This window comes from Bradyrhizobium sp. ORS 278, from assembly GCF_000026145.1.
Lineage (GTDB): Bacteria > Pseudomonadota > Alphaproteobacteria > Rhizobiales > Xanthobacteraceae > Bradyrhizobium.
Genome location: NC_009445.1, coordinates 1,345,753 through 1,358,088 on the forward strand (window position 1 = coordinate 1,345,753; position 12,336 = coordinate 1,358,088).

General features: G+C 62.1%; 11 protein-coding genes. 8 read left to right on the top strand and 3 right to left on the bottom strand.

Annotated elements, in window-relative coordinates; all coding sequences use genetic code 11:
* Window positions 1-77: 77 nt before the first annotated feature.
* From BRADO_RS05905 to BRADO_RS05915, 3 genes are all read right to left on the bottom strand, one after another.
* Window positions 78-1,352, bottom strand: a complete 1,275-nt coding sequence (locus BRADO_RS05905; protein WP_011924398.1) for a site-specific integrase — start codon at window positions 1,350-1,352, stop codon at window positions 78-80.
* Between the two features lie 353 nt (window positions 1,353-1,705).
* Window positions 1,706-3,385, bottom strand: a complete 1,680-nt coding sequence (locus BRADO_RS05910; RefSeq protein ID WP_011924399.1) for a PAS domain-containing methyl-accepting chemotaxis protein — start codon at window positions 3,383-3,385, stop codon at window positions 1,706-1,708.
* 260 nt (window positions 3,386-3,645) lie between these two features.
* Entirely contained in the window at window positions 3,646-4,509 is an 864-nt protein-coding gene (locus tag BRADO_RS05915; RefSeq protein ID WP_157872518.1) for a LuxR C-terminal-related transcriptional regulator, read from the bottom strand.
* Between the two features lie 743 nt (window positions 4,510-5,252).
* On the opposite strand from BRADO_RS05915, the gene BRADO_RS05920 reads away from it, so the two are divergent.
* The 8 genes from BRADO_RS05920 (at window position 5,253) to gvpO (ending at window position 12,327) form a co-directional block, all read left to right on the top strand.
* The gene (locus BRADO_RS05920; protein WP_011924401.1) at window positions 5,253-7,115 is read left to right on the top strand and encodes a GAF domain-containing protein; all 1,863 of its coding nucleotides are present in this window, start codon (window positions 5,253-5,255) and stop codon (window positions 7,113-7,115) included.
* Between the two features lie 10 nt (window positions 7,116-7,125).
* Window positions 7,126-7,437 carry an STAS domain-containing protein gene (locus BRADO_RS05925; protein WP_011924402.1) on the top strand — a complete coding sequence of 104 codons (312 nt, stop codon included), beginning with the start codon at window positions 7,126-7,128 and terminating at the stop codon, window positions 7,435-7,437.
* 306 nt (window positions 7,438-7,743) lie between these two features.
* Window positions 7,744-8,391 (top strand): biliverdin-producing heme oxygenase, encoded by a 648-nt coding sequence (locus BRADO_RS05930; RefSeq protein ID WP_011924403.1) that lies wholly within the window; start codon window positions 7,744-7,746, stop codon window positions 8,389-8,391.
* Window positions 8,388-9,164, top strand: a complete 777-nt coding sequence (locus BRADO_RS05935; protein WP_011924404.1) for a phycocyanobilin:ferredoxin oxidoreductase PcyA-like — start codon at window positions 8,388-8,390, stop codon at window positions 9,162-9,164. The genes BRADO_RS05930 and BRADO_RS05935 overlap by 4 nt, the downstream gene beginning before the upstream one ends.
* A gap of 45 nt (window positions 9,165-9,209) precedes the next feature.
* Window positions 9,210-10,526, top strand: a complete 1,317-nt coding sequence (hemA, locus tag BRADO_RS05940) for a 5-aminolevulinate synthase (protein WP_011924405.1) — start codon at window positions 9,210-9,212, stop codon at window positions 10,524-10,526.
* Between the two features lie 307 nt (window positions 10,527-10,833).
* On the top strand, window positions 10,834-11,805 hold the full coding sequence (gene gvpN, locus BRADO_RS05945) for a gas vesicle protein GvpN (RefSeq protein WP_157872519.1): 972 nt from the start codon (window positions 10,834-10,836) through the stop codon (window positions 11,803-11,805).
* The gene (locus BRADO_RS05950) at window positions 11,793-12,077 is read left to right on the top strand and encodes a hypothetical protein (protein WP_050780959.1); all 285 of its coding nucleotides are present in this window, start codon (window positions 11,793-11,795) and stop codon (window positions 12,075-12,077) included. Before gvpN ends, BRADO_RS05950 begins: the two co-directional genes overlap by 13 nt.
* Window positions 12,078-12,081: 4 nt before the next feature.
* Window positions 12,082-12,327, top strand: coding sequence for a gas vesicle protein GvpO (gvpO, locus tag BRADO_RS05955; protein ID WP_011924408.1), 246 nt, complete (start codon window positions 12,082-12,084; stop codon window positions 12,325-12,327).
* Window positions 12,328-12,336: the final 9 nt, after the last annotated feature.

Consider the following 12,336-nt stretch of genomic DNA (forward strand, 5'->3'; position numbering starts at 1 on the left):
AAGGCGGCTAAGAGGCCGCGAGACGGGCTTTGCCTGGCAAGCATGGTCAGATATTGTTCGTGAGATCCGAATTCGGCTCACGTATCGAGGCATGCCGAGCTGCCTGAAACTTTCTCCACCGAAGGCTTGCTTCGCACCAGCCGGTCGACATGGCTTGCCCATGCGGTCAGTGCAGCCCGCATTTCGGCTTCATATCGCGCAAGGTTGTAAACGGCGGCCACTCCCGCCCGATGGCCGCTGACGTGGTTGAGCACCGCTTCGATGATATGAGGCAGCACTCCCAGCTGATCGGCCATCACTGTCGCGGCCGTGCGACGAAGATCGTGCAGCCACCATTCGGGCATGGGATTGACCGTTTCCCCCACACCGGCCCTCTCCTTGCGCTTAGCTAGTAGACCCTCATCAAGCGCTGCCTTCGATTTCGACCATCCTGAGAAGCCGCGCGGTGCATCGCCCTTCCGTCGCGGTCCGTCCCCGAAGACGAACTCTCTGCCGACTGAGGCGGCGGGAAGTAGCAGCATCGCCGCTTCTGTCAGTGGAAGTGCGTGCTCGCGATGGTTTTTCGTTCGGGAACCGGGGATGGTCCAGAGACACCTTGAGCCGTCGATTTCGGCCCAACGCATTCCGCCAACTTCGTCTCTACGCTGGGCAGTCAAGATGAGCAGCTTGACGATGCGTCCGTAATCGTCGTCCTCGAGCCCTGTCCAGATCTCGGCCAGTTCTCCATCGGTTAGGACCCGCTCCCTCGATCTTGGTGCGGCCGGGCGGTTGGTCCCGAGCACTGGGTTCGCCGGAATCTCAAGGCCCTCTCGAATGGCCCAGTTGAACATGGCTGACAATGCCGAGCGCGCGCGAGCCGCCGTGACCGCCCCATTGTTCGTCGCGATATCGCCGACACGAGCGGCAACATGGCGACGGCTGATTTGCGACATCGGGAGCTGGTGCAGAGGTTTCCACACGCCGAGCAGATACCGTTCGATTTCCGAGTAAGTCCGGGGGCGCTGCTTTTGCTTGGCGGTCTTTAGGTACTCGTCGGCAACCTTTCGGAACGTGTCCGCCGTCTGTAACGTCAAGAGCTCACGTTCGGCAGCCGGATCCTTTCCCTGAGCAACCAGCCCAAGCAGGCGCTTTGCTTCCTTCCGCGCCTTTTCAGGGGTCCACGGGGACCCATGGGGACCAATGGTAAAGAAGCGCTGTCGGCCGGACGCGCGAAACTTCAGGACATAGACGGGCGTACCCCGTTGACGTCGCACGCCAAATCCCCGCACCGCCTCTTTGTGATCCGCATCCCAAATCGCTTCACCAGGACCGAGCGATTGCACCGTTCGAACCGTAATACCCAAATTCGCCATCGGAAGCCTTGGTTGCTAGCTACCACCTAGCAACCACCGTAGCGGAAATTGGAGCGTAGGTATGGCGGGACTTGGCGGAGCGGGATATTGAAATTATTGAGATTTTCGTGCTTCCGGATACCGTGTCGTAAGCCCGGCGGAGCGAAAAATCTGACTGTGGAACAGGAGGTCGGTGGTTCGAGCCCACCCAACTGTACCAACTAAATCAATCACTTACGCAAAATTCAACGCGCCAGCCGTTTGAGCTGGCCGCCTCCAGCGTTCGGTAGTCCTTTCGGGCTTGCAGCCCCATGACCGACCTTCCGACCCGCCGGTCACGGCGTTCGCCCGAGGGGCCGCGCGCCGTGTTTGCATCAGACCACAATGCCCGCGGCTTCCGACGCGGCGGTGCGGATGCTGCCGGAGATCACCTCGCTCATCTCGCTCTGCTCCTTGACGGCGGTGGTCGAGGCGATGACGTATTCGCTGACGCTCTCGATCGCCCCCTTGATCGTCCTGAGCGCGACGACGACGTCGCCCGAGATGAGGTTCAGGTTGCCGATCTCCGACCCGATCTTGTCGGTCGCCTGCTTCGCCTGATTGGCCAGGTTCTTCACCTCGGACGCCACGACCGCGAAGCCGCGACCGGCATCGCCAGCGCGGGCCGATTCGATGGTCGCGTTGAGGGCCAGCAGGTTGATCTGCCCGGTGATATTGCCGATCAGCTCGACGATGCCTCCCATTGCGTCCGTCGCCGCCGTCAGCTGTTTGGCCTGCTGATCCGCGGCGTCGACATGCCCGACCGCTTCGGACGTCTTCATCTGGCATTTGTCCATCGCGTCTGAAATATCGCGGACGGACGTCCTTAGATTCTCCGCGCCGTCGGCCACGGATTCGATGATGAAGCGAACCGAGCCGCTCTTCTGCCGGGCGATGACCGTCGGGGTCATGTCGTAGGCGTATTTCACGATCTTCATCGGCTTGCCGTCCAGATCGAAAATCGGATTGTAGCTGCCGTGAATGTAGACTTCGCGGTTGTCCTTGCTCATGCGCAGGAATTCGCCGGTCTGAGCTTCGCCAGCGCGCAGCTTGCTCCAGAACTCCCGGTACGCCGGAGTGTTGTGCTCGACCTCGGGCACGAACATGCTGTGATGCTTGCCGACAACCTCCTTGTCGGAATAACCCATCATGTCGAGGAAGATCTTGTTGGCTTTCAAGATCGTGCCGTCCAGCGCAAACTCGGTGACCGCCATCGACTTGCTGATCGCCTCGATCTGACCCGCGAAGTCGATCGCTTCCAGCTTCTGTGCCGTCACGTCGGTTGCAAAGCCCACCACCTTGTAGGGTTGGCCCTTCTCGTCCAGGATCGGATTCCAACTGCCCACGACCCAGACATCTTTTCCGGATTTGGCTCGCCGCTTGAACTCGGCCGCGCAATGTTTGCCGGCCCGCAACGTGGCCCAGAATCCGCGATATTCGGCGCTGTCCCGCGCGGCGGGGTCGATGAACATGCTCTGGTGCTTGCCGCGAACCTCCTCCAGCGTGTAGCCGAGCTGGTCGAGCAGGTTCTGGTTCACGGTGATGATCGTGCCGTCCATCTTGCACTCGATCGCGGTTTGCGACCGAAGCAGCGCGGCCATGATGGCGTCGTTCTCCAGGCTGCGCGCCTTCTGCGCCGTCACATCCGTCGCGAGCTTGATCACCTTGGTCGGCTTGCCGTTGCGATCGAGAATCGGCGTATATGTTCCCTGGATCCAGAGCGTCTTGCCGCCCTTGCCGATCCGCTTGAACTCGCCGGATTGAAACTCCCCACGCCGGAGGCTGTCCCAGAACTTCTGGTAGGACCCGTCGGCTTGAGCGGCGGGATCGATCAGCATGCTGTGCTGCCGGCCTTCGACTTCCGCAGACGTATAGCCCAGCGCTCCCAGGCAGTTCTCGTTCGCCGAAATGATCGTGCCGTCCATCGCGACTGCCATCATGGCAAGCGACTTGTCGAGAGCCACTCTGAGCGGCGAGGTCGCGCCGCGGTCAGATCCGAATGCCCAGAACGCCATGCAAATACCCTTGGTGCCGTCGCGATTACGTACGTATCCAGTCACGCCCGCGACGGACGCCGCGCGTAACCGGTGAGCCGTCGTCGCTGGCGGTCCCACAGACAGTGAATCGATTTTAGGAAAAGATTGCTTCGCAGTGGATAAGCCGCGGCGCTACCAAAGTGTGATTTACCGGACCATGGTCGGGTTTGTGCCGCGATACAGGACGGCGAGAACCGCAGACGTCGTCGCTTCCCGGCACAGACAGGCGAGCAGCCCGCCTACGCTTTGTTGTAGCCATTTCGCGCGGCAAACAACGCGGTCTGTGTCCGGTTCGAGAATTTCAGCGTGCGGGTCAGAGCCGCCACCTGGGTCTTGACCGTATTGATACTGATGCCGCGGGCGATTGCGATGTCGCGGTTGGTCGCGCCGATCGCGAGATGCCCAAGTATATCCAGCTGAGAGCGCGTCAGCTTGCTCAGCGCACGTTTGTCGGGAGATCCCTGGTCTTGGACCGGCGCATCCCCCGTCGCCGCCTTCGGCCGCGACATCGTTTCGGCGATCGAGCGACGGACCACGCGTGTCACGAGTTCTTCCATCTGGCCGAGAGCGGCGGCGCCCGTGCTCACCAGACGCGCCGACATCTCCGCCTTGTCGGGAAGAACGCTGGAGAAGTCGATATGCGTCACGGCGGTCAGTTCGCTATTCGCCTCGGGGATGAAGCCCACCATCAGGAACCACTCGCGATGCTGCGGCCGTTCGCACGGGTAGAGCATCGCGAAGAAATCGATCTTGCGCTCGAGCAACTGCTTCAGTCCCCGGATGATCTCGATCGAGCTCGGATCGTTATAGACGCAATGCTTGAGATAGTTCTCGCCGATCCCGTAGTTCGGCAATCCGAGGCCCCAGAAGGCAGCCCATCGCTTCCAGATCTCGCTGACCTCGACGATCGTCCCGTCCTTGTCGAGCAGCACGCCGCCGCCGGCAAAGGAATCGAGATTTCGCTGCAACCCTGCTGCGTCGTTCAGTCGCGTGGCGTTCGCGGAAATCGAATTGCGGGCGGATACGTGAAGCTGCATAGATGCATCCATGGCTGAGATGTGTCGTTTCGACGAAGATTCCCGCAGTCTGAAGTTTGAACGCAAAGCTCTCGACCAATCGTCACCGCGCGCGCAAAACCTGTCGGCAAATGCGAATGACCGCGCATTCCCGAAGGATCCGCGCAGAAGACTGTGTCTTTGGTGATCGACGTGAACTCGGCTGATGGCGCCGTGGGGTCGTAGTCCTTCCGAATCGAGAGGCCAGTGCCATTAGAGTGATCCTCTGGTTCCGTGTCGATAGCCGCAAGGTAGTGACACTTAAGTAGGTTAGTTTCGCCGTCTTCAGATATGGCTCAGCAATTTCACTCATACTCACTGTTGCGTGCGATCATAAGGTACGCGCGTGTGGTCCGCGTGATGTTACGGTGGGTGATCTCGTTGATCGAGACGTCGTCAGTCATCGCCGATTGTCCGGCAGCGCCACTGTTGCCGGTAGGATGGTCCCATCAATTGTCGATGATTGCTTTCTGGACGCCCCATATGACGGTCGCCATGCATAAGGTGGTCGCATCAAAGCAAGTACGATCACGAAGTTGAAGTTAGCCTACGACAATATTTCGGCGGGTGATTTGATCGAGATCAGTTCTTATACGGCAGCGACATTTGTAGTCCGTTTTGTCTCCTTAAGCAGGTGTTACCCTTAGACCGGGTTTAACCAAGCGCTCCGATATTGATGCGGTGCTCCGAGACCACTTCATCAACAGTGGAAACCGTGAGTCCAAACCGCTGGTCGATCAGCCGGCATGCTTATCAGTAGCGCGAGGCTCTGCGCTCTGCGGAGATGGACAATGAATACTCTTGCCAGTTGCATTCATAATGGCCGGCCGGCACCATGTGCGCACGACAGCCTTCCGGTCGCGCGCATCGGGTCGTGCCAGCCGCACGGCGTGATGCTGGTTCTGACTCACGGCGTCGATGCGATCGAGCATGTCAGCGCCAATGTGAAGGAGATCCTGGGCATCTCGGTGGCCGACGCGCTCGGCCGCAGCCCGGTCGAGATCTTCAAGGAGTCCGGGTCACGCGAGCGGATGCTGGAGATCCTTCGTCCCGGACGGATGTTCTTCGATAATCCGACCATGCTGACGGTCAACGGCCGGAAGTTCGAGGCGATCTGCCACGTGCGCAGCGGCAAGCTCTTCATCGAGATCGAGCCGTATGTCGAGGCGGAGCGCGACTACGCGACGCTGGTGGCGGAGGCGACCGAGCAGCTCGCCAAGCAGCGGTCGATCGACGGGCTTTATCAGTGCGCCGTCGAGATGATGAACTTCGTGACCGGCTATGACCGCGTCAAGCTCTACAAGTTCGTCTCGCACGGTCACGGCCAGGTCGTCGCCGAGAAGCATTCCGAGACGACGCGGCTGCCGGCCTCGTTCCTGCACGTCTTCTTTGCCGCTTCCGACATCCCGACCGACGCGATGGAAATCCTGTCGACCGGAAAGACGCGTGCGAAGCCGCAGTCGGGCTCGCCGTCGGTGCCGCTGATGACGCGATCTCCCGACGGCGGCATCGTGCCGACGGGCTCGACGCTCGACCTGACCGACGCCTGGCTGCGTGGCATCCATGAATGCGACAACGGCTATAATCGCAATCTCGGCGTCGAGAGCAACCTGATCTTCCCCGTGAACGTCGACGACCGCGTCTGGGGACTGTTCGTCATCCACAATTTCGAGTGCAAATTCCTCAATTACGACAGCCGCGTGGTCATCGAGCAGATGACGATGATGTTCATCAGCAAGCTGATCGAATTGGAGGCGCTGGAGGCGCGGATCGACGACCGCTACAAGATCGCCTCGGAGCTGATTGCGGCGGTCGACAATGGCCGTCGGATCATCGAGCAGATCGGCGAGTCGCGTGCCGATTCATCGTGGATCCACAAGAAGACCTGCCAGATGGTCGCCGCGCAGCTCGCGGCGCTGTCGCCGCGGTTCTTCGTCGACGAGGAGGCCGCCAAGCCGGCCGCAGCGCTCGAGAAATTCGAAGTCGATCTGCTGAACATGATGGACGCCGACGGCGCTGCGATCGTCAGGGCCGGACGGCACTCTCACGTGCGGCTGATCGGATCGACCCCGGATTCGCTGACCGTGCGCGGCATCGTTGCCCAGTTCGGCGATCGCCTGCCGTCGCTTGCGGAAAGCAACTTCCGGGTGTTCGCCACGGATGCCTTGCCAGACATGCTGCCGATCAGCGGCGAGGCTCGGGCTCGGGCTTGCGGCATGGTCGCGACGGCTCTCGGTGACGAGAGCGGCAACTTCATCCTCTGGTTCCGCGCCGAGAACGTGATCGATGCCGAATGGGCGGGCCAGCCGCCGAGCCGGCAGGAGCTGATGAGCCCCAAGATGTTCCGGCCGAAGACATCGTTCGCGCTGCATCGTCAGCCGCTCGACGGCGCCTCGCGTCCATGGCTCGAAGTGGAGGTCAGGCTCGCTGCGGAATTTGGCGATGCGATTTCGGCGGTGTGGCGGAAGAGCCTCGATCGGCGTCGGCCGGCAGACTCGCGGCGGCGCACCGAACTCGCGGGGAACATGGGTGGATACCAGGAACAGGGCCAGAAATCTTACGGTCCCAGTTCGGGACGTCTGCTGATGGACGTCGTTGATGCGCCGCGGCTGGCCGGGTCGCTCGATTTCAAGTCTGAATACGAACCCCTGTGAGGCCGCCGCTATGTCTATCACTCTTTCAGTGCAATCCGCCGGGAACGTGGCGACGGTCGTCGTCCGCGGCGCCCTGACCAGCGACACTCAGACGGCCTTCAAGCAGCAGGTCGAGCCCGTTCTCTCAAATCCGTCGGTCAGCAAGATCAAGCTCGATTTCTCCGGACTGCAGAGCATCGAGGCTGCCAGTTCGGGAATGCTGATGTTCCTGAGCGCGACGGCAAAGTCCAAGAACAAGTCGCTTGGCGTGTCCAATGCGAACCAGCAGGTGCTGGCCGTCATGCACAAAGCCAATCTCGGAAAAGTTCTGGAGATTGCGTGAGCCGGCCGCCCCGCCGTCCCCGGGCGGGTCTGCCTGTCGCAGAATGCGACGATCGTTGCCGTGACCAATGTGCGTTCGCCGGTGGTAGCCGTCACGTCAGAAGACATGTGTTCCGCCAGAAGTCGGACCCGGCGTGGTCGCCGTGATCTCGATCCCGAGACAAAGCGACGACTACGCCGGCCAAGGCGCGCAGGCTCGCGTGCAGCGATGACACCACCGCGCAGCTGTTCGGCGCCGATCTCGGCCGTTGGGCCACGATTCACACCGCCGCGCGAAGAACGACAGTAACATCCAAGGCTGCAAGACATGAGCACGCTGCAGAATTTGACCGACCATGCACGGCCCGTCGGAGGCTCCCGTCATGACGAGAACACCGTGTGGCTGCGGCTGCGAAACGAGACCCGCGCCGCGCACGAATCGATCGAGAAGAACGGCTGCCTGAAGCGGCTGTTGGCGGACGATCTGACGCGATCCGAATATGCCGGTATCCTGCGCAGGCTCACCGCCTTCTATGTGCCTGTCGAACGCGAGTGGCTGCGTTGGGCCGAGCAGCTTCCTGCCGCCCTCGAGCTTGAAGCCCGCGCCGGCAAGGCCGCCTTGCTGTTCGCCGATCTCGCTGCCCTGCAGGCGCCCGCTCCCGACCGGGCGGCTTACGCCGATTTCGCGCCCTTCGATGCCGTCGAGCAGGCGTGGGGCTGCATCTACGTGATCGAGGGCTCCACGATGGGAGGGCAGCTCATCGCGCGATCGCTGCTGCAGACTCTGAAGGTCACGAGCGGCAATGGCGCGTCGTTCTATTCTCCGTATGGGACCGACGTCGGAGCAAAATGGCAAGCCTTCAAGAAGGCGATGAGCCGGGCGGTCGACGATCAGAACCTCGATCTGGACAAGATGATCGACGGCGCGCAGCGGACCTTCTCGGCGCTCGACCGCTGGATGGCTGCCGATCAATGAGTGATGGGGACGACGGCGACGACTTGATCTGCGATCTGCAGCACGCGGCCGAAGACTTCGCGGCGGATTTGCGCGCCGTGCCGGCGCTGGAGCGCGTACGCGTACCCGATTTCCACGCTGCCGCGATCGCCGAGGGCACACTGCAGAAGGAGATCACCTGGCGCAACGACGTCTTCGTCGGCGGCCGCTTCCGCCACGCGCATGTCGAGTCGTTCTCGATCGGCGAGCAGATCGGCGTCGTTCATGTCTGCATCTTTCCGCATTTCGACCGCGCGGCGCCGATTTTCGGCTTCGACATCATCGCCGGCCGCAAGAAGGCGACCGGTGCCTTTCTCGACCTGTCGCCAACGACTATGGCAGCGAACGCGATCATCGACGGCTGGTCCGAGGCGAGCGCTGCCCAAAGAGCAAATTTCAGAGAGACGCGCATCCTGCCGGCCTGGGCGGCGTCGATTTTCTCGCGCAGCGCGCTCGCCATCCGCCCGGCATCCAGGCACGAGGTCGCCAGCGTCGTCGCGCTCGGGCGTTCCGCTTTGGCGTACTATCTCGACGCGCACCTTGCGACGGCGGCCGAGGCCGAGATGCAGGTCGCCCAGCGCAAATACATCGAGGCTCAGCGCAGCAATGAGCATACGTTCCGGATGCTCGCCGGATGCGTCGGAGTCGATCTCGCCCGCGATTTCATCGACGGCTGGCTCTTCCCGGCGCCGCCATCGCCTGGCGAAAGTCGCAGCGACGCTGCCGCCCGCGGCGCGCTCGCGCATGTCGATTGATGGACCGCCGCATCGCTGATGCACATAGATCCCCCGGAGACGCAAATGGATTACGAGGCGATGTTCCGCGGCTCCCTGGCCGAATTGCGCGGCGAGGGCGCATACCGCGTCTTTGCCGATCTCGAGCGCATGGTGGGCGCATTTCCACGGGCGATCTACCGCCGGGACGGCGTTGCGAAAGTCGTGACGATCTGGTGCTCCAACGACTATCTCGGCATGGGTGAGAACCCGCAGGTGCTCGGTGCGATGCACCGCGCTCTCGATCGCAGCGGCGCCGGCGCCGGAGGCACGCGCAACATCTCCGGCACGAGTCATGCTCACGTCATGCTGGAGGCGGAACTCGCCGCGCTCCACGGCAAACCGGCCGCGCTGTTGTTCAACTCGGGCTACGCCTCGAATTGGGCGACGCTCGGCACGCTCGGTGCAAGACTGCCGAACTGCGTGATGTTCTCCGACGAGCTCAACCATGCCTCGATCATCGAGGGCATCCGGCACAGCCGCTGCGAGGTACGGATCTTCAAGCACAATGATGTCGCTGACCTGCGAGCGAAACTGGCTGCGGTCGAGGCGCGCGTGCCCAAGATCGTGGTGTTCGAGTCGGTCTATTCGATGGACGGCGACATCGCGCCGATCTCCGATATCTGTGACGTCGCCGACGCCCACGGGGCCATGACCTATCTTGACGAGGTTCACGCCGTCGGGCTGTACGGTCACGAGGGCGGGGGTATCTCCGAGCTTCACGGCGTTCGCGACCGGCTGACCATGATCGAGGGAACGCTCGCCAAGGCATTCGGCGTCGTCGGCGGTTACATCGCCGGGTCTCGAGACCTCTGCGATTTCATCCGCAGCTTCGCATCCGGCTTCATCTTCTCGACGGCGCTGCCGCCGAGCGTGGCAGCGGGCGCGCTCGAAAGCATCAAGCTGCTCAGGCGAGATGGCCGTCGACGCGCGCGCCACCAGAACAGGGTGTCGCTGCTGCGGAAGAAGCTCGACCAGGCGGGGATCGCTCATCTGGAGAATCCCAGCCACATCGTGCCGATCATGGTGGGAGAGCCCCGCCTGTGCAAACAGATGAGCGACAGGCTGTTGGACCTTCACGACATCTACGTTCAACCCATCAACTATCCGACTGTTCCGCGCGGCACGGAGCGGCTGCGTCTCACGCCGACACCTCAGCACACGGACGAAGATATCGCGAAGCTCGTGGATGCATTGATCGAGGTCAGATCTTCGCTCGTGCCGACGTCGCAGCAGGGTCGTGTCTCGCGGAACGGACGGCCCCTGACGCGAACGAGATCCGCGCACCGGACCGGGTCCGAACACCGTAAGCCGTCCGCGGAGACCGTCGAAGCGACGGTGTAGAATCACGTTTCATGTAAGGTGCATGCGGCGTGAAGGTTGCGCCGCCCTTTGACGGCAGGCTTGAAAAGTGATTCGTGGACCGGCCTGCCGCAGTCTTCGGCGATTCGGATACACAAAGGTACGGTTCGCTCATCACCTTCGTAGTATCGCTCCGTAACAAGGCACTAACCATGCGTTATCTAATGTGTTCCGAGAGCGGGGACGTTCGTTTCTAGTACGAAGCAGCCGTCCGATCGTCGAGAATCAATTGGAGGCGTGCGTGAGGTCGGCTTCGGAATCCAGCGCTGCGCAACGGCATGATAATTCCATGGTGCAGATCGAAAAGCTCGAAGGCGAGCATGCCGGCGTGGTCAAGCTGCACGCGCGATCGAGCCTTTTTCTCGACGATGGCCTGCGGTCGCTGAAGGAGCGTTCGTTGAGATATCTTCGCGCCGGCGCTCCGATCCATTTCAGGGGACCCGCAGGCACGGGCAAGACGACCTTGGCGATGGCCGTCGCGGCCGAATGGGGACGTCCCGTCTGCATGATCGTCGGTGACAGCGCCGCAACCTCCGCCAGCCTGATCGGCGAACAGACGGGTGTCCGCACCAAGCAGATCGTCGATCGCTACGTCTCGAGCGTCCGCCGGGTCGAAACCGAGACGGGCATCGTCTGGACCGACAATGCGCTGACGACCGCGATCATGAGCGGCTACACGCTGATCTATGACGAGTTCACGCGATCGCCGCCGCAGGCCAACAATCCATTGCTGATGGCGCTCGAGGAGCGGATGGTCATCATTTCCGGACGCGCCAGGGCCGACCGCTACGAGGCCGCGCACCCGGAATTCCGAGTCATTCTCACCTCCAATCCGGAGGACTACGCCGGCATCAGCCAGCCGCAGGATGCGTTGATCGATCGGGTGATCACCTTCGACTTCGATCATCACCGTCGCGATGCCGAGATCGGCATCGTCATGGCGCGATCGGGCGCGTCATTCCATCTCGCCGAAGTCGCAGTCGACATCGTTCGCGCGGTGCGTCAGTCGAAGCGGCTGCTGCAGCTGCCCTCGATCAGAAGCGCGATCATCATCGCCCGCGTCGCGCACAACGAGGATTTCGTTCCCGATGTCGACGACCCGCACTTCATGCAGCTCTGTTTCGACGTGCTGGAGGCGAAGGCGCCGAGCCGGTCGATGGATCCGGAGCAGCGCGAGGGCTTCCAGCGCGAATTGTCGGACATCATCGAGCAGGTCTGCCGGTCCACGCCGTCCGAAGGTGATCAGTCATGCAGCGGATGATGCGGGCTCAGATACCGCGGCGGCCGCTTCCATCGGTCGGCGGGAGCAAGTCGAGGACCGAGGCTGCGACCGAGATCGTCAGGCTCGAATATGAGCGCGAGCGGCTCGCGCAGGCCGTTGCGCAATATCTCGCTCGCTACACGTCGACCCTCGAGGCGCTGAAGGGCGTCGACAAGCGGATCCAGTATCTGATGGAGCGGAATGCGCTCGGCGAGAAGCCGACCGCCGTGGCCAAGCCAGCCCCTCCGCCGCCGCGCCGACGAAACGGGTGACGACATGACACCGATCGAATTGACGAAGCTCGCACGGACAGCGGCCCGCGACCTGCTCGAGGTTCCGGTGGAGACAGTCTCGCGCTGCTGTCACGAGGGCGATGGCTGGACCGTCGAGGTCGAGGTCACCGAGCAGAAGGGCAAGATCGCGGACAATGACGTCATCGCCCGCTACCTGATGAAGTTCAGCGAGACCGGAGAAGTGATGGCGTTCGAGCGAGTATCGCGTGCGCTGAGATCAGCAGGCTGATCAGGAGCG

Bases quoted from the DNA above. Each gene is read 5' to 3' on its own strand.
- hemA (WP_011924405.1), top strand. From the start codon at position 9,210: ATGGATTACGAGGCGATGTTCCGCGGCTCCCTGGCCGAATTGCGCGGC.
- BRADO_RS05925 (WP_011924402.1), top strand. From the start codon at position 7,126: ATGTCTATCACTCTTTCAGTGCAATCCGCCGGGAACGTGGCGACGGTC.
- BRADO_RS05910 (WP_011924399.1), bottom strand. From the start codon at position 3,385: ATGGCGTTCTGGGCATTCGGATCTGACCGCGGCGCGACCTCGCCGCTC.
- BRADO_RS05935 (WP_011924404.1), top strand. From the start codon at position 8,388: ATGAGTGATGGGGACGACGGCGACGACTTGATCTGCGATCTGCAGCAC.
- BRADO_RS05950 (WP_050780959.1), top strand. From the start codon at position 11,793: ATGCAGCGGATGATGCGGGCTCAGATACCGCGGCGGCCGCTTCCATCG.
- gvpO (WP_011924408.1), top strand. From the start codon at position 12,082: ATGACACCGATCGAATTGACGAAGCTCGCACGGACAGCGGCCCGCGAC.
- BRADO_RS05905 (WP_011924398.1), bottom strand. From the start codon at position 1,352: ATGGCGAATTTGGGTATTACGGTTCGAACGGTGCAATCGCTCGGTCCT.
- BRADO_RS05930 (WP_011924403.1), top strand. From the start codon at position 7,744: ATGAGCACGCTGCAGAATTTGACCGACCATGCACGGCCCGTCGGAGGC.
- BRADO_RS05920 (WP_011924401.1), top strand. From the start codon at position 5,253: ATGAATACTCTTGCCAGTTGCATTCATAATGGCCGGCCGGCACCATGT.
- gvpN (WP_157872519.1), top strand. From the start codon at position 10,834: ATGGTGCAGATCGAAAAGCTCGAAGGCGAGCATGCCGGCGTGGTCAAG.